17 protein-coding genes and 1 other annotated feature are annotated in these 19,861 nt (G+C 49.1%); of the genes, 15 read left to right on the top strand and 2 right to left on the bottom strand.

The features are described 5' to 3' along the window. From lon to hemB, 11 genes are all read left to right on the top strand, one after another. On the top strand, positions 1-1,863 hold a 1,863-nt coding region (gene lon / locus AZ66_RS03460), incomplete at its 5' end, for an endopeptidase La (protein ID WP_044353597.1). A 122-nt stretch (positions 1,864-1,985) separates the two neighbouring features. Continuing rightward, positions 1,986-2,579, top strand: a complete 594-nt coding sequence (gene yihA / locus AZ66_RS03455; protein WP_021258192.1) for a ribosome biogenesis GTP-binding protein YihA/YsxC — start codon at positions 1,986-1,988, stop codon at positions 2,577-2,579. A gap of 157 nt (positions 2,580-2,736) precedes the next feature. After that, positions 2,737-3,321 carry a hypothetical protein gene (locus tag AZ66_RS03450; protein WP_021258191.1) on the top strand — a complete coding sequence of 195 codons (585 nt, stop codon included), beginning with the start codon at positions 2,737-2,739 and terminating at the stop codon, positions 3,319-3,321. Positions 3,322-3,661: 340 nt separating this feature from the next. Next, positions 3,662-4,060 (top strand): adenosylmethionine decarboxylase, encoded by a 399-nt coding sequence (speD, locus tag AZ66_RS03445; RefSeq protein ID WP_021252328.1) that lies wholly within the window; start codon positions 3,662-3,664, stop codon positions 4,058-4,060. A gap of 152 nt (positions 4,061-4,212) precedes the next feature. Further along, positions 4,213-4,752, top strand: a complete 540-nt coding sequence (locus AZ66_RS03440) for a hypothetical protein (RefSeq protein WP_044353593.1) — start codon at positions 4,213-4,215, stop codon at positions 4,750-4,752. 195 nt (positions 4,753-4,947) lie between these two features. Beyond that, positions 4,948-6,333 carry a glutamyl-tRNA reductase gene (gene hemA / locus AZ66_RS03435; RefSeq protein WP_044353592.1) on the top strand — a complete coding sequence of 462 codons (1,386 nt, stop codon included), beginning with the start codon at positions 4,948-4,950 and terminating at the stop codon, positions 6,331-6,333. 27 nt (positions 6,334-6,360) lie between these two features. After that, the gene (gene ccsA, locus AZ66_RS03430) at positions 6,361-7,188 is read left to right on the top strand and encodes a cytochrome c biogenesis protein CcsA (RefSeq protein ID WP_021258012.1); all 828 of its coding nucleotides are present in this window, start codon (positions 6,361-6,363) and stop codon (positions 7,186-7,188) included. Between the two features lie 3 nt (positions 7,189-7,191). After that, positions 7,192-7,836, top strand: coding sequence for a precorrin-2 dehydrogenase/sirohydrochlorin ferrochelatase family protein (locus AZ66_RS03425; protein WP_021258013.1), 645 nt, complete (start codon positions 7,192-7,194; stop codon positions 7,834-7,836). A 38-nt stretch (positions 7,837-7,874) separates the two neighbouring features. Continuing rightward, positions 7,875-8,807: a hydroxymethylbilane synthase gene (hemC, locus tag AZ66_RS03420; RefSeq protein WP_044353591.1), complete on the top strand. Its 933-nt coding sequence runs from the start codon at positions 7,875-7,877 to the stop codon at positions 8,805-8,807. A gap of 5 nt (positions 8,808-8,812) precedes the next feature. Next, positions 8,813-10,399: a uroporphyrinogen-III C-methyltransferase gene (cobA, locus tag AZ66_RS03415; protein WP_044353590.1), complete on the top strand. Its 1,587-nt coding sequence runs from the start codon at positions 8,813-8,815 to the stop codon at positions 10,397-10,399. Position 10,400: 1 nt separating this feature from the next. Continuing rightward, on the top strand, positions 10,401-11,405 hold the full coding sequence (hemB, locus tag AZ66_RS03410; RefSeq protein ID WP_044353589.1) for a porphobilinogen synthase: 1,005 nt from the start codon (positions 10,401-10,403) through the stop codon (positions 11,403-11,405). 116 nt (positions 11,406-11,521) lie between these two features. On the opposite strand, the gene AZ66_RS03405 is transcribed toward hemB, so the two are convergent. After that, positions 11,522-12,199, bottom strand: a complete 678-nt coding sequence (locus AZ66_RS03405; RefSeq protein WP_021258017.1) for a Crp/Fnr family transcriptional regulator — start codon at positions 12,197-12,199, stop codon at positions 11,522-11,524. 79 nt (positions 12,200-12,278) lie between these two features. Between AZ66_RS03405 and hemL the strand changes: the two genes are divergently transcribed. From hemL to AZ66_RS03390, 3 genes are all read left to right on the top strand, one after another. Then, positions 12,279-13,583 carry a glutamate-1-semialdehyde 2,1-aminomutase gene (gene hemL, locus AZ66_RS03400; protein ID WP_044353588.1) on the top strand — a complete coding sequence of 435 codons (1,305 nt, stop codon included), beginning with the start codon at positions 12,279-12,281 and terminating at the stop codon, positions 13,581-13,583. A 127-nt stretch (positions 13,584-13,710) separates the two neighbouring features. Continuing rightward, positions 13,711-14,598 (top strand): RluA family pseudouridine synthase, encoded by an 888-nt coding sequence (locus tag AZ66_RS03395; protein ID WP_044353587.1) that lies wholly within the window; start codon positions 13,711-13,713, stop codon positions 14,596-14,598. Positions 14,599-14,741: 143 nt separating this feature from the next. Beyond that, positions 14,742-16,307 (top strand): LysM peptidoglycan-binding domain-containing protein, encoded by a 1,566-nt coding sequence (locus tag AZ66_RS03390; protein WP_044353586.1) that lies wholly within the window; start codon positions 14,742-14,744, stop codon positions 16,305-16,307. A gap of 91 nt (positions 16,308-16,398) precedes the next feature. Here the strand turns inward: AZ66_RS03390 and AZ66_RS31775 are convergent, their stop codons facing one another. After that, complete coding sequence (locus tag AZ66_RS31775; RefSeq protein ID WP_162833933.1) at positions 16,399-16,563, bottom strand: hypothetical protein; 165 nt, start codon at positions 16,561-16,563, stop codon at positions 16,399-16,401. 164 nt (positions 16,564-16,727) lie between these two features. Further along, positions 16,728-17,020, top strand: a binding site (T-box leader). A gap of 190 nt (positions 17,021-17,210) precedes the next feature. Between AZ66_RS31775 and AZ66_RS03385 the strand changes: the two genes are divergently transcribed. Continuing rightward, complete coding sequence (locus AZ66_RS03385; RefSeq protein ID WP_197081647.1) at positions 17,211-19,847, top strand: valine--tRNA ligase; 2,637 nt, start codon at positions 17,211-17,213, stop codon at positions 19,845-19,847. The last annotated feature ends 14 nt before the right edge of the window (positions 19,848-19,861 follow it).

Below are 19,861 nucleotides of genomic sequence, written 5' to 3'. Positions count from 1 at the left end.
GACATCGAAGAACCGGGTCGGATGGCGGATGTTATCGCCAGCCACTTGTCCATCAAGCTCAAAGATAAACAGGCGCTTCTGGAGACGGTGGATAGCAAAGCCCGTCTGCATAAGCTGCTTGAGCTGCTCAATAATGAGAGCGAAGTGCTGGAGATGGAGAAGAAGATTGGCCAGCGCGTGAAGAAGCAGATGGAGAAGACACAGAAGGAATACTATTTGCGTGAGCAAATGAAGGCGATCCAGAAGGAATTGGGAGATAAAGAAGGCCGCGCGGGCGAGGCCGAGGAGCTGCGTGCCCAATTGAAGGAGCTCGAGGCTCCGGATAAAGTCCTTGAGAAGATTGGCAAAGAAATCGATCGATTGGAGAAGATGCCGGCTTCTTCCGCAGAAGGATCGGTGATTCGAAACTATATCGATTGGCTGCTTCAGATTCCGTGGGCGCAGTTCTCGGAGGATGATCTGGATCTGAGCAAGGCAGAATCCATTCTGGAGGCCGATCATTATGGACTTGAGAAGCCGAAGGAACGTGTCCTTGAATATTTGGCTGTACAGCAGCTAGTCAAAGAAATGAAAGGGCCGATTCTATGCCTTGTTGGACCACCGGGTGTCGGAAAAACGTCGCTTGCAAGGTCAATTGCGAAGTCGCTTGGACGGAAATTTGTTCGTATCTCGTTAGGTGGGGTGCGTGACGAGGCGGAGATTCGCGGTCATCGTCGTACCTATGTAGGTGCGATGCCAGGACGTATTGTTCAGGCACTCAAAAATGCGGGCACGATGAACCCAGTAATGCTGCTTGATGAAATTGACAAGATGGCATCTGACTTCCGTGGGGATCCGGCATCGGCACTGCTGGAGGTATTGGATCCAGAACAGAACAATGCATTCAGTGATCATTTCGTCGAGCTCCCGGTCGATCTGTCCAAGGTTCTGTTCGTGACAACTGCCAATGCGGTTCACAACATACCGCGTCCGCTGCTGGATCGGATGGAACTGCTGTCCTTGTCTGGATATACGGAGCTTGAGAAGCTGGAAATCGCGAACAGACATCTGCTTCCGAAGCAGAAGGAAGCCCATGGATTGCGGGCGAATCAACTGACGGTTCAAGACGACTGCCTTCTGAGAGTGATTCGTGAATATACACGTGAAGCGGGGGTTCGTCAACTGGAACAGCAATTGGCTGCGCTATGCCGCAAGGCTGCAAAGCGAATTGTATCGGAACAGGTGGAAGACATACAGATTCACGCCCAGCAATTATCCGAATATTTAGGTGTAGCTCGATATCGCTATGGTCTGGCAGAACAAGATGACCAGATCGGAACGGTGACAGGACTTGCGTGGACGGAAGCGGGAGGGGATACGCTTAATATTGAGGTTACCGTTGTTCCTGGTTCCGGCAAGCTGCAATTGACAGGCAAGCTTGGCGATGTCATGAAGGAGTCCGCACAGGCTGCATTTAGCTACATCCGCTCGAAGGCGGCGCAGTGGGGATTGGAGCCCGACTTCCATGAGAAGCTGGATATTCATGTCCATGTCCCGGAAGGAGCGATTCCGAAGGATGGCCCCTCCGCCGGAATAACAATTGCGACGGCACTTGTATCGGCGTTCACCAATCGGTTTGTATCCAAGGATGTTGCAATGACCGGTGAGATTACATTGCGCGGGCGAGTTCTCCCGATCGGTGGATTGAAAGAGAAGTCGCTGGCTGCGCTTCGTGCAGGAATCAAGACGGTTCTGTTCCCGCATGACAATGAACGCGATCTAGCGGATATCCCGGATACGGTACGGCGGGAGCTGACCTTTATACCAGTAGCTCATATGGATGAAGTGCTGCAGCATGCCTTGCTGGAGGCGACTTCATCATAATGGTATAGCAACAAGACGGATGCGCGTGCAGCGCATCCGTTTTTCTTTTTTTTGTGAAATGACGGGAATCGTGTACAATTGTACAATAGACAGAACAGAATGTAAGGTGAGGATAATCGCGTATGAAAATAACAAATGCTGAATTTATTATTAGTGCTGTTGGATCTGCACAGTATCCAGATGACGGGTTCCCGGAGATTGGTCTGGCAGGTCGATCGAATGTAGGGAAGTCATCGTTAATCAATCGTATGATTATGCGCAAGAACTTGGCGCGTACAAGCTCGCAGCCGGGTAAGACACAGCAGTTGAACTACTATCGCATTAATGACAATATGTATTTCGTGGACGTGCCGGGATACGGGTATGCAAAGGTATCAAAGACGCAGCGCGCTGCGTGGGGACGCATGATTGAAGCGTACTTCCAAGAGCGTGAGACACTTCGCCTTGTGCTGCTGGTTGTTGATTTGCGCCATGCGCCTACAGCAGACGATTGCATGATGCATGACTGGCTTACGCATTATGGCGTCCCGGTATGTGTAGTTGCGACGAAGGCTGATAAAATATCGAGAAACCATCTTCCGAAACATGTGAAGCAAGTCCGTACCACGCTCGGGTTGTCATCGGATGCTCCGTTTGTCATGTTCTCCGCTGAGACGGGACAAGGACGAGAAGAGTTATGGGACATTATTAATCAGCATGCAGACGTTAATTCGTAAGCATGTTGGATAAAAAGCGGGGTAGTTCCGGCCTCAGTCCGTTTTTTTGCGAAATGCACCATAAAATGGCGGCTCATGAACAGGAATTCATATTCTCCCTGTAGTATAATAAACATGTATAAATATTATATGTTGAATACAGGTAAGGAGAGTTTTTATGGCTCGGCGGTTAGCCACAGAGTATGTGAAAGCCAGTTTACAGTTGACGGAAGCTCAATTGACCCGATTTGTGCAATCGCTCGCGAAGCAATCTATTGTGGGGCGGGTGAAGGTATTAGAAAACGGTAATCAAGAGGTGGTTCTTGAGGACGGCCAGGGTGATGAGATCATATTCCTGTTCGAGAAACAAGGCAATCGGTATGTCTGTGTAACGTCTTGCCGCTTGGTTCATCCGAAATTGACACAAGTGATGCATAAGCTTGTGGCGACATTCCGTGGCGAAGCGGTAGTCAATCGGATTTTTGCGGGATTTACAATCACTTATTATTACGCAGATGGGGCTGTTCGCAAGATTGTAGAGCAGAAGGAAGAGCCTCGCGTTATTTTCGAACATAAGGATACGGTGCAGGACTTGCATCACATGTATCGTAACGAACATGTGGAAATACGAATTGCGAGTATTAAGGAGCGCATCAACAATTTGCTTGATAAGCGCAATCGAAGCCTGTCAGCAGATGAGGTTCAAGCTGTAGATCAGCAGCTAGCAGCATTGGCAAAGCAATTGTTCATCTTGGAAGCCTGAGCGGCACTTGAATATGAAAGAACTTAAGGCATATGCCTTAAGTTCTTTTTTTGCTCTGCGGCGAGAATATTGGGCGGGCGTACTAGACACCTATTAGAGGCTTTCGCCATATAGTAGACAGGGAATTTGAAATAGTCAGGGGAAAAGTGGATAAAAAAGTGTTGCATTTATGTGAGTAAGATGTTATTTTTAATCTCGTTGAAAACAATATAGGAACCAGGATTCACTCAGGACATTGCATGTTGCGAGAGATTTTTCCCTCGGGAAGTGAATGACGTAGGTCCTAGCGGATGAAATTATTTTTTCAAACATTTTATTCCTAGGAAGGGGGAACCGGAAGATGGAATACTCAACTTTCGGAAGACATGTTGCTGTTGACACGTGGGGAGTCGACTTCGATTTGCTGAACAATGCTCAATTGCTTGAAGCACAACTGGTAGAAGCCGCTGAAGCGTGTGGTGCAACGGTCTTGTCTGTTCAATCTAAACAGTTTGACCCACAAGGGGCAACAGTTCTAGTTATGTTGTCAGAAAGTCATCTTTCAATCCACACTTATCCTGAACGTGGATTTGCAGCAATCGATTGTTACACTTGCGGAGAAACAGTAGACCCGCAGCTAGCCATTGATTACCTGGTCTCTGTGTTGAAACCGGAGAAAACGTACGCGAAGAAGCTTATTCGCGGATTAGGCGAATTGCAAGTGGTTACTCCGGATATGAAAGTATCCGAATTGGTATAAACGACAATAAAGTCCCGCTCATCCTCGTGCTTGGCACAGGGTGAGGCGGGCTTTTTTTTATTCTCCTACAGAGACAACCTCATAGCTCGGTTATTTGTCCACTTGTTGCTCCATAAGCTATATACATAATCATATATAGTAGGAGAATGCTGATGAGACCTAGACGATTTCGAGGCGGTATCGTATGGATGGTTGTGTTGTTCATGCTGCTAATATGGCCTTCCATTCAAGTGTACAACTTATTGTCACCGAAGGCAGAAGCGTCCGACCCGCTTAAAATGCTGTACGAAGTAGCTCAATTTCAAACGAACCTGTTAAAAGGATCATTGCAGGAAGCAGCGCGGTATGACTCGACAGAACCGCTTCAAAAATTGAAGCTTGTTGCTTATTCAGCTGCATTTGCACATGAAAGACTGGTTCGTGCGGTTGGGAAGAAGCAGCTGCCAGAGCTGCCAAGCCTGAATAAGGTTGTAGAAACCATCACATTGATGCAGATAAATGGTGATCGCCCATTAACGGACAGTGAAAAAGAGATGATCAGCATGAGCGCCGAGGCAATGACCCGACTCTATGACAGCTATGCGCTCATCTATAACAGCAGCGGGGGATGGGTCGCCTCGAAGCGTGAAGAACTGGTTAGCGCTGACAAGGATTTGAAGGGAGTGCTGGATTCTTATTTTACACCGAAGTAAGCTGGCAAAAAGTGCATAAAAAAGAATGACATTGGCTCGTAGCGATGATAGTATAAGGTTCAGTTAGCCCGTACAAACTAAAATTTGACATGCATTTCATAATATTTTCAAATTACGAACGAATGTTCTTGTCGATCTATGTTATAATGATTATCATCTGAGAATGTACTAAATTTTGAAAAGCAGGTGAAATGAATGCACATCATCGTCGTCGGCATGAACTATCGTACGGCGCCCGTAGAAATTCGGGAGAAGTTTGCGGTGCCCGAAAGTGATTGGCAAGAGGCGCTGAGACAATTGAGACAGACGAAGAGCGTGCTCGAATGCGTGATGGTGTCGACATGCAATCGCACAGAGCTGTATGTGGTTGTCGACAGATTGCACATGTGCGGTCACTTCATCCGCAGCTTTATGGAGACGTGGTTCGGCATTTCTAGACAGCAATTTACACCGTACCTCTATATATATGAAGATGATCAGGCCGTCGAGCATTTGTTCCGGGTCAGCTGCGGCTTGGATTCCATGGTCATCGGCGAAACGCAAATTTTAGGCCAAATCCGCAATTCCTTCTTGTTCGCGCAAAATGAAGGGGTAACCGGGACGTGGCTGAATACAGTATTTAAGCAGGCAATAACACTCGCGAAGAGAGCGCATGCCGAAACAAGCATTAACGAAAATGCGGTATCGGTCAGCTATGCCGCAGTGGAACTTGGCAAGCGAATCTTCGGATCGTTCCAAGGAAAGAAGGTGCTCATACTAGGCGCAGGCAAAATGAGCGAGCTGACTGTGAAGCACTTATATGCCAATGGGGCTGCGGAGGTAATGGTAGCGAACCGTACCCTATCTCGCGCGGAAGAGCTGGCGAAGCAGTTTGACGGCCGTGCAGGTACGCTTGATGAGGCCGAACAGATGCTGGTTGAGGCTGATATTGTGATTAGCTCAACGGGTTCGAAGGAATATGTACTGACAGCAGATGATGTGAAGCGGGCGATGAGCAGACGCAAATCTAGGTCGCTGTTCTTTATTGACATTGCCGTGCCGCGTGACTTGGATCCGGCGATTAGTGACGTGTCGAATGTATTTTTATATGATATCGATGATCTGCAAGGTATTGTGGAGAGCAATCTGGCACGTCGCCGCAAGGAAGCGGCGAAGATTGAAGCTTTCATCGCAGATGAACTCGAGGAGCACCGTCATTGGCTCAAAATGTTGGGTGTAACTCCGATGATACGGTCTTTGCAGTCCAAAGCAGAACGTATCCACCAGGATACGCTGCAAAGCTTGTTCAATAAACTTCCTGAGCTGTCTGAACGGGAAGAAAAATTGATACGCCGTCTGACGAAGAGCATGCTGAACCAAATGATGCACGACCCAATTAATCAAATTAAAGAGCTCGCCGCTGAGAAAAATGGGGACGAGGCATTGCGGTTATTTTCGCAAATTTTCGCACTGGAGCAGCCGGAAACGGGTGGCAAGGAGGAGCGAGGCAAGGAACAGCCCTCATCCCAAGTCGCCGTGAATCGAAATGCGGAACCCGAGCGGGGGAAGTCTGTGCTGTCTTGGGCAGCCGTCACATGGTAGAGGAAGAACAGGAGGCGGCAGGCATCGATGGTTACGAATAGTTGGATTTACGATGCGATTATCTACACATACGCCCTGAGCCTTCTGTTTTATTTTTCCGATGTGGTAGGAGTCAATCGGAAAGCGAAGCGGATGGGCGCAGGGCTTCTTACTTTTGTATGGGTACTTCAGACGATCTTCTTGATTGTGAGAATGGTGAGACATCAGGATGTGCCCGTTTTTAGTAGTTTTGAATTTATGTTTTTATTTTCATGGTTCCTCGTGACCGTATCCATTGTCATTAGCAGGTTCTTTCATATCGAATTTATCGTTTTTTTCGTCAATCTTATTGGGTTTGCCTTATTGCTCGTGAATATGCTTAACGACCCGACAATGCCTGCATCGATGAAGGAATGGGAGATGATGCGCAATTTGCTCTCTTTCCATATCTCGCTTGTAGCCTTTGGTTTCGCGGCCCTGACGATTAGTGCCGTATTCGCGGGCATGTATGTATTTCTTCATCATAAGCTGAAGGCCAAGCAATGGTCTGACGCAGTGCGGCGATTGCCTAGTCTTGAACGAATTGAACGATTTTCGTTTCTGGCTGTCGTAATCGGCATTCCGATGATTTTACTGTCGCTTGCCGTAGCAGTTGGAGCTATTCTGCTCGACAATCGTACAGAACTGCTGATTGATTTTAAAATATGGTTTACATTAGTGGCGCTGCTATTATATGGATCTTATATTGTGAAACGCTCGCGTAATGATTCAACAGGATTTCGACTTTCTTTGTTGAATTTAGGATGTTATGCGGTAATGATGCTCAATTTCGCATTAAATTCATTGTCGACATTTCATCGCTGGATTGGAGTGTAGCGAATGGGAGATTCCCCTCTGTATCCGATTATGCTGAAGCTCGTTGGCAAGCCATGTACGGTGATTGGCGGTGGCAAGGTAGCTGCGCGCAAGGTTCGTCATTTGCTGGCGAGTGGTGCTGAAGTGAAAGTGGTCAGTCCCGTATTAACTGCAGAGCTTTGGCACTTTGTCCATGAAGGTAGCATTGTTCATATCGCAAGAGAGTATGAAGAGGGGGACGCCATTGGAGCGCTGCTTGTGTTTGCTGCGACAGATCACTGTGAAGTGAATGAACGAGTAGCAGCGGAAGCAAGGCGCTGTGGGGCGCTTATCAATATTGCTCATAGTCCGGAACAGAGTGACTTCGCCAATCCTGGGACGGTGCAGCACGGAGATGTTCATCTTGCTGTATCGACTGGCGGCGCTAGTCCAACCTTGACGAGAAGTATATTAGCCAAGCTGTCCAAGTTAATGGACGATGAGTTGGCGCAAGTAGCGGAGATGCTGCTGCACGCACGCAAGGCTTCGCATGATGTGCTGCCAGACACGGTAGATCGCCAGCGAGCAATGCGGCACTATGCAGAAGAGTGCTGGCGAGCCTATGAATGTAATGTCACACTTCCCAAATGGGAGGACTGGGTCATGGCGTGGCTCGCTCAATATCAATAAATGAATGAATAATTTAGGCAAACAGGAGGGGCAACTAGATGCGTACTATCATTGTTGGGACAAGGCAAAGCGCCTTGGCATTGACGCAGACCGGGCATGTAATTGTGGCGTTGGAGACCATTTGCAAAGAGAACAACCTTCCGTTCCGATTCGAAATTAAGAAGATCGTAACGAAAGGGGACCGCATCCTGGACGTCACCTTGTCCAAGGTAGGCGGCAAAGGGTTGTTCGTGAAGGAGATTGAACAAGCGTTAATGGATAAGGAAGTGGATCTCGCGGTTCATAGCATGAAGGACATGCCTTGGGAACTTCAGGATGGACTGACGGTTGGCGCTGTGCCCACGCGGGAAGATCCAAGAGATTGCTTGATTATGAACTCTGGCACCTCTATTGAGGATTTGCCTATAGGTGCGAAGGTAGGTACGAGCAGCTTGCGCAGAGCTTGTCAATTGCAGGCGCATAGACCGGATTTGCAGATCGAGCCATTGCGCGGCAATATTGATACACGGTTGAAGAAGCTAGAGACGGAAGGATTCGATGCAATCGTTCTTGCTGCAGCAGGACTTCATCGGATGGGATGGCAGGATCGTATCACATCCTATTTGCCGACAGAACTGTGTCTCCCAGCGGTAGGGCAAGGGGCATTGGGGATTGAATGCCGTGCAGATGATGAGGAAGTACTGTCGCTGCTTGCGCGTTATCACGATGTAGATACCGCTCGTACCGTTCAGGCGGAGCGGGCTTTTTTAGGCCGCTTGAATGGCGGTTGCCAAGTGCCGATCGGAGCGTATGCAGAGCTTCATAAAGCAGATGACACGATACGCTTGACTGGTCTTGTCGGATCGGCGGAAGAGAATACGATTTTGAGTGACACAATGGAAGGTGGACAACCAGAGGAGCTTGGCATTGCAGTTGCAGAGCGGCTGCTGGATCGAGGGGCGGAACAAATGCTATCCCAATTAAGGGGCTGATATGAATGGAGCGGCATTCCTCTGAAAAAGGTATTGTCTATCTGGTAGGCGCTGGGCCAGGTGACGTAGGGTTGATAACGGTCAAAGGCTTGAATTGTTTGCAGGATGCGGATGTTGTTGTCTATGATCGTCTCTCTAGCCCTCAATTGCTCAGATATATGAAGCAGGGAGCTCGTAAGATCTATGTGGGCAAGCTGCCTGATCGACATGCGATGAAGCAGTCGGATATTAACCAACTGCTTGCTGATCTAGCACAGGAAGGAAACAAGGTCGTTCGCTTAAAGGGGGGCGATCCTTGTGTGTTCGGAAGAGTGGGAGAAGAAGTGGCTGTCCTGAAGCAACATGGAGTTCCGTATGAGATCGTTCCAGGGGTCACCTCTGCTGTTGCGGTGCCTGCATATGCAGGCATACCTGTGACTCACAGGGACTATGCATCTTCCTTTTGTGTAGTGACTGGTCATGAGAACCCGGACAAGTTGGATGAGTTCATCGAGTGGGAGCAGATGACCCAAACTGCTGGAACTTTGCTGTTCCTTATGGGTATCGGCAAGCTGCGTGTAATAGCCGAACGATTGATGAGTCAAGGGCGGGCAGCGGATACGCCTGTAGCATTAGTGCGCTGGGGAACAAGGGCGGAGCAGCGCACGCTCGTAGGAACACTAGCGACGATCGCGGATGAAGCAGAGCGTGCTCGCTTCGAGTCGCCGGCAGTCATTGTCGTGGGGGATGTTGTGAAACTGCGAGAACAGCTAGCTTGGGCAGAGGAGCGCCCGCTGTTCGGTAAGAGAGTGCTTGTCACGAGGAGCCGTTCGCAGGCTAGTGAGCTTGTTAAGCCCATTGAACAGCTTGGAGGGGAGACGTATGAATATCCCGTCATTGAGATGCGGGCGCCTGTCTCTCTTGGGAAACAGCAAGCGATTCAACAAGCTTTTATCCATGCACAGCAATATCAATGGCTAGTTCTGACGAGTGTGAATGGCGTCAAGTATTGGTTCCAACACTTGCAGGAGCAAGAGCAGGATATTCGCCAATGGGCGAATGTACGAATCGTAACGGTAGGCCCCAAGACTGCTGAAGCGCTTCGCGAATATGGAGTGCAGCCAGATGTATCTGCTGCTCAGTATAGCCAAGAAGGGGTATGGGATGCCCTTCGTCCATTAATCTCACCAGAAGAGCGCGTGCTCCTTGCGCGCGGTGATCTGGCGCGCCCTTGGCTGAAGGAGATGCTGCAGCAACATGGCCTTCTTGTGGATGAGGTCGATTTGTACGAGACCGTGCTGCCGGAGTACGATGATCCTTATTTAGTGGAATTGCTGGAAGAGAAGGCGATTCATCTGATTACGTTTACAAGTTCCTCGACCGTTACGAACCTGATTACCGCACTCGAACGCATGGGGGTTTCTGACCCTGTAGCGAAGCTGAGCGGCGCTCAAGTGGTGTGCATCGGGGAGATTACGGCGCGCACGGCGCGTGATGCAGGCTTGCAGGTTGCTGCAGTCGCAGAACGATCTACCATTAGCAGTATGGTGGACGAAATGTGCAGACTAAGCAGTGCTGACAAGGCGCATATACACATTCAAGGAGGTTGCTAACATGGTATTTCCAACTACAAGATTACGCCGCCTACGGAAGACGGCAGCTCTCCGCAATATGGTTCGCGAGACAGTATTGACAGTCAATGACTTGATTATGCCTATATTTGTGACGCATGGTACGGGGATTAAGGAAGAGATTAGCTCCATGCCGGGAGTTTATCATTTCTCCCTTGACCGCATGGATGAAGAAATAGATGAAATTGTGGAATTGGGTATACCAGCTATTGTGTTGTTTGGTGTCCCAGCTTCGAAGGATGCTGTCGGAAGCTCTGCATTCGCCTCGGATGGAATCGTGCAACAAGCAACAAGACGAATTAAGGCGGCTCATCCTGACCTGCTTATTATTGCGGATACATGTCTATGCCAATATACCGATCATGGGCATTGTGGAATGATTCATGTGCATGAAGTGAATGGATGCGAGGTAGGCGAGATCGATAATGACGAGTCCCTCGAGTACTTAGTGCGTACGTCGGTGTCACAAGCAGAAGCGGGTGCTGATATTATAGCGCCATCTAATATGATGGATGGATTCGTGCATGCGATTCGTGCAGGTCTTGATGAGGCGGGTTATCATGATGTGCCAATCATGTCCTATTCGGTGAAGTATGCATCGGCATTCTATGGTCCATTCCGAGATGCGGCTCATTCCGCGCCTCAATTCGGTGATCGCAAGACCTATCAGATGGATCCTGCCAATGTGCGCGAAGCAATTCGTGAAGCAGAAGAGGATGTTCTGGAAGGCGCGGACATGCTTATGGTGAAACCAGCCATGGCGTACATGGATGTTATCCGTGTGATGAAGGATCAATTCGATTTGCCGCTAGTGGCTTACAATGTGAGCGGAGAGTATTCCATGGTGAAGGCAGCGAGCAAGCTCGGATGGGTTGATGAACGTGCTATTGTGAGCGAACTGCTGCTTGGTCTGAAGCGCGCGGGAACAGATATGATTATTACGTATCATGCAAAGGATGCCGCACGTTGGCTGTCTGAACGAGCGTAAGAATTGTTGCAGTGGGGGCTTGAACAAGGAGAAGCGGCTTCCGTATAAATAGCAAACTCCCCGTGGCAAAGTTCATTGAATATGCCGACGGGGAGCTTTCTACCCGTTGTATGAAGCTAGCTAACGTAAGGACTCTGGAACAGACGGGATACGTCCAGCGTGTATTCGGTCGGCTGCAGCGTCAAGATACGCTGATGCTCGAGATCACGAATCACTTGTTCTAATACGTTCCGATGCACACCAGCAAGACCTGACATGGCATCAGCATCGAAGGCAGTGCGGATGTAGATTTTATCTCCGCGGCGCTCGCCTTGCTGCTGAGCGATGCGAACGATGTTCTTTACGATGCGGCTTGGTGCATCTAAAAACGTTAAGTCATAGACATATCCGTTCGTCGAGCGCAATCGCCCGCATAGTTGAATCATAACCTGCTTCGCAATATCGTAGTGGGCGCGCAGCAGTAAGTGGAAGCTCTCGGATGTGACGGTAAAGAGAACCGTATCCTCTAGTGTCTCTGCCGTTGCAGAACGCGGCTTGCCATCAATAAGTGCGAGCTCGCCGAAGTTGTCGCCGCTCTGAAAGACAGAGAGGATCTTCTGCTGGCCTTTCTTGTTGGATGTGTATACTTTGACGGCACCGCGTAATACGATGCAGAATGTGTGCCCTGGATCTCCCTGCTGGAACAATATCGTATGTGGGGCATACTCCCGACGGGACGTGATGGAAGATACGATTTCCAGTTGTTCATCTGTCAAGTCAGAGAATAATGGGACGCGTTTGAGCAATTCAATCATGACTTTCCCCTCTTTGCCAAGCCGATTTTTTTATTAGTGTAACATAGAACAGAGGAATAAATAAGAAGGAGCAACCAACATGTCTGAAAAAAAATCTGGCCGTGTAGATACACGTTCGCAGGCAGCATTCGCAGAAGCAAAGAAATACATACCTGGCGGTGTGAACAGCCCTGTACGCGCATTCAAATCTGTCGGTCTGACACCTGCTTATATTGAACGGGCGGAAGGTTCCCGGCTGTATGATATCGATGGCAATGTATTCGTCGATTATGTATGCTCATGGGGGCCGCTAATTATGGGCCATGCGCATCCAGAAGTCGTGCGTGCGATCCAAGAGACGGCAGCGAAGGGGACAAGCTTCGGTGCGCCTACGGAGATCGAGACGGCTATGGCGAAATTGGTATGTGAGCGCGTACCATCCGTAGACATCGTTCGTATGGTGAATTCCGGAACGGAAGCGACGATGAGTGCGATCCGATTAGCGCGCGGTATTACGAAACGGAGTAAGATTGTGAAATTCGAGGGGTCCTACCATGGTCATGGAGACAGTCTGCTCATCAAAGCTGGTTCGGGTGTAGCGACATTGGGGCTACCAGATAGCCCGGGAGTGCCTGAAGGAGTTGCCAGCAATACGATTGCGGTTCCTTATAATGATCTGGAAGCAGTGAAGTTGGCCTTTGATCGATATGGCGAAGATATTGCCTGTGTTATTGTAGAGCCAGTTGCAGGCAATATGGGGGTTGTGCCGCCTCAGGAAGGGTTCTTGGAAGGTCTGCGGCATTTGACGGAGCAATATGGAAGTCTGCTTATTTTCGATGAGGTTATGACAGGATTCCGTGTGGGCTACAGCTGTGCGCAAGGCTTGTTTGGCGTCACACCGGACTTGACTTGCTTCGGCAAGGTTATCGGCGGTGGACTGCCAGTAGGTGCATATGGAGGCAAACGCGAGTACATGGAGCAAATTGCACCGAGTGGCCCGATCTATCAAGCAGGTACGCTTAGCGGTAACCCGCTGGCGATGGCTGCTGGTTACACGACATTGTCTTTGCTTACGCCGGAGGTGTATGCAGAACTGGATCGTATGGGTGCCAAGCTCGAGGCAGGCTTTATCCGCAATGCGCAAGAACTGGGAGTGCCGTGTACAATCAACCGTGTTGGCTCTATGGTCTGCCCGTTCTTTACGAATGAGCCAGTAACGAATTTTGATACGGCTCGCACGTCCAATCAAGAGATGTTCCGTACGTACTTTAAGTATCTACTCGATGAAGGTGTTAATGTAGCGCCTTCGCAATTCGAAGGGATGTTTGTGTCGGCGGCTCATACCGATGAGGATATTGAATTTACGATTCAAGCTAATTATGCTGCACTAAAGAAATCAATCTAAGTGCAAGCAGGATTGTATACAGGATGGTCACCCTGTACACATAAATAGGACGAACATGAGCCCGGCGATTCCACGTTAGAAGTGGAGTGCCGGGCTTTGAAATGGATAGAAACGGAGGAGGTGCGTTATGACACGATATTGGAGACGACAAGGAGAATGGATAGAATTCATGCCTGGCAAAGCAGCGCTTCAAGATGAACAATCTTCACTGGCGTGGCTGATTAGCGAGCTGCGTTTGCCGAAGAATTTCGTTCATAGAATGAATCATGCGGGAGATATTCGCACTACAGGAGATAGGCTGCGTGTGAAATGGTTTGTTGCTGAATCGGATGCTTATGAGCCCGCTGACGCACCTGCCGAGGTGTTATATGAAGATGATGCTTGTCTGGTTGTATATAAGCCTGCAGGTATGGCGGTTCATCCAACGACACCCGAGCAGGATAAGAGGCGGGACAGTCTTGCCCATGCAGTGGCATGCCACTATCTATGGACAGGGCAGGCTTCCAAGGTGCTGCATATACATCGCTTAGATGTTGATACAACTGGGCCGGTGCTGTATGCGAAGCAGCCGTGTACACAAGTGATTCTAGATGAGATGATGCGTGAGAAGAAGATTGAGCGAATCTATCATGCGATTGTTCAGGGAACGCTGACGCCGGCTTCTGGAACGATAGATACGCCAATAGGGAAGGATCGTCATCATCGCGGCAAATATCGGGTAAGCGATAGCGGCGTACCTGCAATTACCCACTATGAAACACTGCAGCCAGGCTCAGAATTGTCCCTGGTGCGCCTAACGCTGGAGACGGGGCGGACACATCAAATTCGGGTGCATATGAGTGCGAAGGGGCATCCGCTCGCAGGAGATACGCAGTATGGGGGCGATGGCAGGTTCATTAGCAGACAAGCGCTTCATGGGGAGAGTTTGCGCTTCTTCCATCCGCTGTCAGGAGAACAGATTGTTGTAGACGCCCCGTGGCCTGAGGACATGTTGCGCTTGCGGCAAAAAATATAGTCATGCTCCTCTCTTTCCTCCCATATAGATGAAGTAGTGATACGAGTCTGACTTTGCGACTGTAGCTTAACATCGTTGCCATATCGCATGTACGCTGGTCACAAGGGAAGATGGCATATGAACTGCGGGAGGAGGAGCGGTCTGTGAACGAAGAATCATATGGATTGCGCTTTGATATTTATGAACGTGTGCACTTGTCCGACGAAGTGGTCGGCATTGATCAATTGGAAGAAGTGGAGTTGACACCGCACATTCAGGTCATTCCTGCTGGTGACCAGGTGACAGTGCGTGGCAGCTTGCTGCTGGCTGGGGCATATGTAGGTGCTGATGAACTGCGTAGCAGTCATTCGCTTGAGCATTGGATCCCTGTTGAAATCACACTCCCCTTAAATCGGGTGCGCAGCTTGGATGATATTTCAGTCGATATTGAGCACTTCGATGTAGACCTTTTATCAACACGTACATTAAATATTACAGGAATTTTATCGCTGCGCGGCATCTCAATGGAAAGTATAGAGCCTACGGCTTGGGAGCCGGAGCAATTTACAGTTGTACATCAAACGGAGCTCGAGCACGATGCGGAAGAGCCAGCGTGGCTGCGTGACTACGGTACTTATACACCGGCGTTCACGAAATCAGCAGAGCATGTGACTGAAGAAGTTGCAACTGAATCGGAAGTTGCGACTGAATCGAAAGTAGAAACAGAAGCTGATTATAGAGATTCCAGTCCTGTTAGGGCTTCAGAGGAACAGGAGCAAGAAGAACAAACAGAAGAACAGGCAGAGGACCAGATGGAGGAGCAGGCAGAAGAAGAGTTGGAAGAGCACTTCGATCGAGCTGCTGAAGACGTGGAGATTCGCGAAGTCGAAGGGGAAAGGCTGCTGCCTGCACAAACCGATCATGATGCATTCGATGGAGATTCTCCCCAATCTGAACGTATTCCGCTTACATGGAGTGGTTCTCAGTGGGCCAGAGAGACGCGAGATGAGGAAGATCGATTAGAGGTTCAGAGTGCCGAGGGGCAAAGCGAAGCAGGGCGAGCGTCGGGCAGAGCATCGGGCAGAGCAAGTGCTGCTACGGATAGAGCAGAACACGAGCCAGAAGCGAAAATGACTCAGTTGGAGTCTCATTCACCGAGCCTCTCGAATGAGGCGAATATGAATGAGCCTGTTGCGAGAAAGGAAAGCGTGCAATCCATCGAAGTAGATGCAGCTGTTCAATCAGAGGGTGGAGGTGAATCGTTCGCCTCGAATCATGAAGAGGAGCGGGACGATATTGAAGCAGCCGCTTCATTGAATGAGCCGGAGGATGTTCCAGCAGCTGCCAAGCAGGAGATGAAGGTTGCGATCGGCAAGTCGAAAGCGAGTGAGCCGGAAGCAGCGGAACCAGTTGGATTCAGTTCGTTGCTGCAGAAGAAGCGGGAGTCTCAAGAACTGGAACGCATCCAGAAGGAAGAAGAGGCAGCGCAGCTAGCAGCAATGAATGAGGAGACAACTGGTGAGGAAGTAAAGTGGCAGTCGTTATTCCTGCAGCGTATTGATGATGAGCGGGCTTTCAAGAAGGTGCGCTTGTGTATTGTGCAGCGTTCTGAAACACTCGATACAATTGCTGATCGCTATTGCATGAATTCGAGAGAAATTGCGCTCTACAACCGCTTAGCGGAATCGGATATATCCGAAGGGCAAGTTCTGTATATTCCTACCTCGTAACAATATCTCCACTTCCTATTAGATAGGCAAGAAACCCGTATGGCTCAATGAGCGACGGGTTTCTTTGTGTCTGCATGCAGCTGTACAAGCTTCAATATACATCCCACAAAAATCCAATGAAGATGAGGAATAATACAAATAGCAAAAATACGTCAAATGCTGTTGGCAGAAGCAACGTGCGAACAAATTGCAAGCAAATGATGGGGAAAAGAACCCCTTTAATGGAACCTCGAACACGACACCACCACCGTTCCATGTAAAACACCTCCTATAGTACATGTTATGAAAAATGAAAAACAGGATATGACTAATAGGGAAAGCATTTGTCAGTATCCTTTTGTGCTTCGTCTATTGACTCGCTCGGTATGCGAAGGTACAATATATCGTAAATGTTATTGTTTATTTTTATAAAGATCTGATTGAAAGACTATGAACAGGAGTAGTAAGCGATTGGCCCCTTACAGAGAGCAGAGCGACACGGTGCAACGCCTGCAGGATTGTCCCGCGCTGAAGTCACCTGGGAGTTGCCCTTTTGAACGTGTCACGGTAATGTATGAACACGATGTTCATCATGTTCCGGATACGCAAGATTAGGCCGGCCGCAGCCGTTATTTGCAACTGAAGTGCCGCTCGCACGATCTGTAGGATGTAAGGATCTGTTCTGGGAGCGGAATAAAGGTGGTACCACGGAAGCTAAACCTTTCGTCCTTTGTGGCGTAAGGTTTTTTTATTTGCCTACGTAAGCGAATTGTCCTTGCAAATACCGAGCTATACGCTTAGAGAAGCATGCATGGATCGAGCAGTATGATTTGCTTCGATTATATAGGCAGAACATTGTCGATTAGATATTCATGATTATGTAACGGAGGGATTTGCTTGGCAGAGAATCAAGAGCAACTGTCTATGCCTACGACGTATGATCCGAAGGCAGCGGAGCAGAAATGGTATGATTTTTGGATGAAAGGCGAGTATTTTAAAGCAGGTGATCGCAAGGATGCTGAACCATTCACAATCGTGATCCCGCCTCCGAACGTTACTGGTATGCTGCATATTGGTCATGCACTTGACTTTACATTGCAGGATATTTTGATTCGTTTCAAGCGGATGCAAGGATATGATGCTTTGTGGCTTCCAGGTTCTGACCATGCAGGTATTGCAACGCAGACGAAGGTAGAGCAGAAGCTGCGCGAAGAAGGGATTACACGCTATGATCTTGGGCGTGAAGCATTCTTGGAGCGTGTATGGGATTGGAAAGAGAAGTATGCGAATACGATTCGTGAGCAATGGGCGAAGATGGGACTGTCCTTGGACTTCTCCCGTGAGCGTTTTACGCTGGACGAGGGTCTGTCTCGTGCGGTTCGTCAAGTATTCGTGAAGCTCTATGAGAAAGGTCTCATCTACCGCGGTAAGTATATTATCAACTGGGATCCGGCAGCACGTACGGCATTGTCTGATATCGAAGTTGAATATAAGGAAGTGCAGGGGCATCTCTATCACCTGCAATATCCTCTGAAGGATGGCAGCGGCACAATCACTGTGGCGACAACACGTCCAGAGACGATGCTTGGCGATACAGCAGTAGCTGTACACCCTAAGGATGAGCGCTATAAGCATATGATTGGAAAAATGCTGGTACTGCCGATTGTTGGCAGAGAGATTCCGGTCATTGCTGACGATTATGTAGATAAAGACTTCGGAAGTGGCGCGGTTAAGATTACGCCAGCCCATGATCCGAATGACTTTGAAATGGGACTCCGCCATCAACTGCCGCAAATTACGGTAATGGATGAGTCCGGTAAAATGAACGAGCTGGCTGGCCAATATCAAGGGCTTGATCGTGCAGATTGCCGCAAGCAGATCGTGAAAGATTTGCAAGAGCAAGGCGTGCTGATCAAGATTGAAGATCATGTGCATCAAGTTGGTCACAGCGAGCGCAGTGGCGCAGTTGTAGAGCCGTATTTGTCTACGCAATGGTTCGTGAAGATGAAGCCACTCGCGGAGCGTGCAATCGAAGCACAGAAGTCTGGCAAAGGTGTTAATTTCGTGCCTGATCGCTTCGAGAAGACATATTTGCATTGGATCGAGAATGTACGCGACTGGTGTATTTCCCGCCAGCTGTGGTGGGGACATCGTATCCCTGCATGGTACTGTGAGGATTGCGGACACATTCATGTTGCAGAAGAAGACGCGATTGCATGTACATCATGCGGAAGCAGCCATTTGAAGCAGGATGAAGATGTACTTGATACATGGTTCAGCTCTGCATTGTGGCCGTTCTCCACACTTGGATGGCCGGAACAGACGGAAGATCTGAAGCGCTACTATCCAACGAATGTGCTCGTTACAGGCTATGACATCATTTACTTCTGGGTATCCCGCATGATCTTTACGGCGTTGGAATTCACAGACGAGATTCCGTTCAAGGATGTGCTGATGCACGGCTTGGTGCGTGATGCTGATGGCAAGAAAATGTCCAAATCGCTTGGGAATGGTGTCGATCCGCTTGAAGTTATCGAGAAGTACGGTGCTGATGCAATGCGCTTCATGATTTCGACGAGCAGTACACCGGGCCAAGACTTGCGCTTCCGCTGGGAACGTGTAGAACAGGCTCGCAACTTTGCCAATAAGATTTGGAATGCATCGCGCTTCGCTCTGATGAACCTGGAAGGGTTCACCTATGCGGATATCGACATCACAGGCGAATTGGGCACAGCTGACCGTTGGATTCTCCACCGTATGAACGAGACTGCCCGCGAAATTACACGCTTGATGGATGCCTATGAGTTCGGGGAAACAGGCCGTGTGCTCAATAACTTCATCTGGGATGATCTGTGCGATTGGTATATTGAATTTGCGAAGCTTAGCTTGTATGGCTCGAATGAGCAAGCGAAGAAGAAGACGCAATCCGTTCTGGCTTACGTGCTTGACCGTACAATGCGCATGATCCATCCGTTCATGCCGTACATCTCGGAGGAAATTTGGCAGCATCTGCCGCACTCCGGCGAGACGGTAACACTTGCGGAATGGCCAGTATACCATGCTGAATTCGAAGCGCCTGAGGCGGTTCGCGAGATGACACTTCTTATGGATATGATTCGCGCAGTACGTAATATTCGTGCTGAAGTGAACGTACCGATGAGCAAAAAGGTAGAATTGATTGTGAAGCCGACTGATCGTACGGTAGAAGCGAACATTACGAATAACCTTGAGTTCGTGGAACGCTTCTGCGGTACTTCGAAGCTGGAGGTAAGCACAGAAGCTATCGCTCCGAACAAAGCGATGACTGCTATTGTGACTGGAGCCGAATTGTACTTGCCGCTCGCTGGCCTTCTTGACATTGAACAGGAAATTGCACGTCTACAAAAAGAAGTCGAGCACCTGAACAAAGAAGTGGAGCGTGTCGATAAGAAGCTTGCTAATCAAGGTTTCATCGCGAAGGCGCCTGCTTCGGTCATTGATGAAGAGCGTGCCAAACAGCGTGATTACAGTGAGAAGAGAGACAAAGTATTGGGGCGTATTACCGAATTGAAAGAAGCGTAAACAACCTGTGCGAT

Origin of the sequence: Paenibacillus sp. E194 (assembly GCF_000935845.1) — a bacterium.
GTDB lineage: Bacteria > Bacillota > Bacilli > Paenibacillales > Paenibacillaceae > Paenibacillus_B > Paenibacillus_B alvei_B.
This window is presented reverse-complemented; position numbering and strand designations above follow the sequence as displayed.